Source organism: Paenibacillus sp. 01T422 (genome assembly GCF_056398785.1).
On the sequence record NZ_JBFTQB010001482.1, the window covers coordinates 1 to 728 of the forward strand.

General features: G+C 52.5%; 6 tRNA genes and 1 rRNA gene. All 7 read left to right on the forward strand.

Going from position 1 to position 728, the window contains the following annotated elements:
• Positions 1-48: 48 nt before the first annotated feature.
• The 7 genes from rrf to AC1DUA_RS39695 all read left to right on the forward strand — a co-directional run bounded on the left by rrf (position 49) and on the right by AC1DUA_RS39695 (position 668).
• Positions 49-159, forward strand: a 5S ribosomal RNA gene (rrf, locus tag AC1DUA_RS39665).
• A 9-nt stretch (positions 160-168) separates the two neighbouring features.
• A tRNA-Asn gene (locus AC1DUA_RS39670) sits at positions 169-244 on the forward strand.
• A gap of 2 nt (positions 245-246) precedes the next feature.
• Positions 247-322: transfer RNA gene (locus tag AC1DUA_RS39675), tRNA-Thr, on the forward strand.
• A gap of 14 nt (positions 323-336) precedes the next feature.
• Positions 337-411 (forward strand) — tRNA-Glu (locus AC1DUA_RS39680).
• 15 nt (positions 412-426) lie between these two features.
• Positions 427-502 (forward strand) — tRNA-Val (locus AC1DUA_RS39685).
• A gap of 12 nt (positions 503-514) precedes the next feature.
• Positions 515-587, forward strand: a tRNA-Thr gene (locus tag AC1DUA_RS39690).
• Between the two features lie 9 nt (positions 588-596).
• Positions 597-668: transfer RNA gene (locus tag AC1DUA_RS39695), tRNA-Gln, on the forward strand.
• Positions 669-728 lie beyond the last annotated feature (60 nt).

Sequence of the window (728 nt, forward strand, 5' to 3'; positions counted from 1 at the left end):
TTGACTGTTTGGTGATGATGGCGGAGGGGACCCACGCGTTCCCATCTCGAACACGACCGGCGGAGGGGACCCACGCGTTCCCATCTCGAACACGACCGTTAAGCCCTCCAGCGTCGATGGTACTTGAACCGCAGGGTTCTGGGAGAGTAGAACGTTGCCAAGCAATATTCCCTGATAGCTCAGTTGGTAGAGCACTCGACTGTTAATCGAGTTGTCACAGGTTCGAGTCCTGTTCGGGGAGCCATTGCTTCCATAGCTCAGTCGGTAGAGTGCATCCATGGTAAGGATGAGGTCACCGGTTCGATTCCGGTTGGAAGCTCCAGTAAGTTTTTGTAAGGCCCGTTGGTCAAGTGGTTAAGACACCTCCCTTTCACGGAGGTAACAGGGGTTCGAGTCCCCTACGGGTCACCATTAAGTAAATCCCATGGAGGCTTAGCTCAGCTGGGAGAGCATCTGCCTTACAAGCAGAGGGTCGGCGGTTCGATCCCGTCAGCCTCCACCATTAACTGCATAAGCCGTTGTAGCTCAACTGGTAGAGCAACTGACTTGTAATCAGTAGGTTGGGGGTTCAAGTCCTCTCGACGGCATGTTATTATTGGGGATTAGCCAAGCGGTAAGGCAACGGACTTTGACTCCGTCATGCCAAGGTTCAAATCCTTGATCCCCAGTTTCTTACATGAGTCATTAGCTCAGTTGGTAGAGCACCTGACTTTTAATCAGGGTGTCGT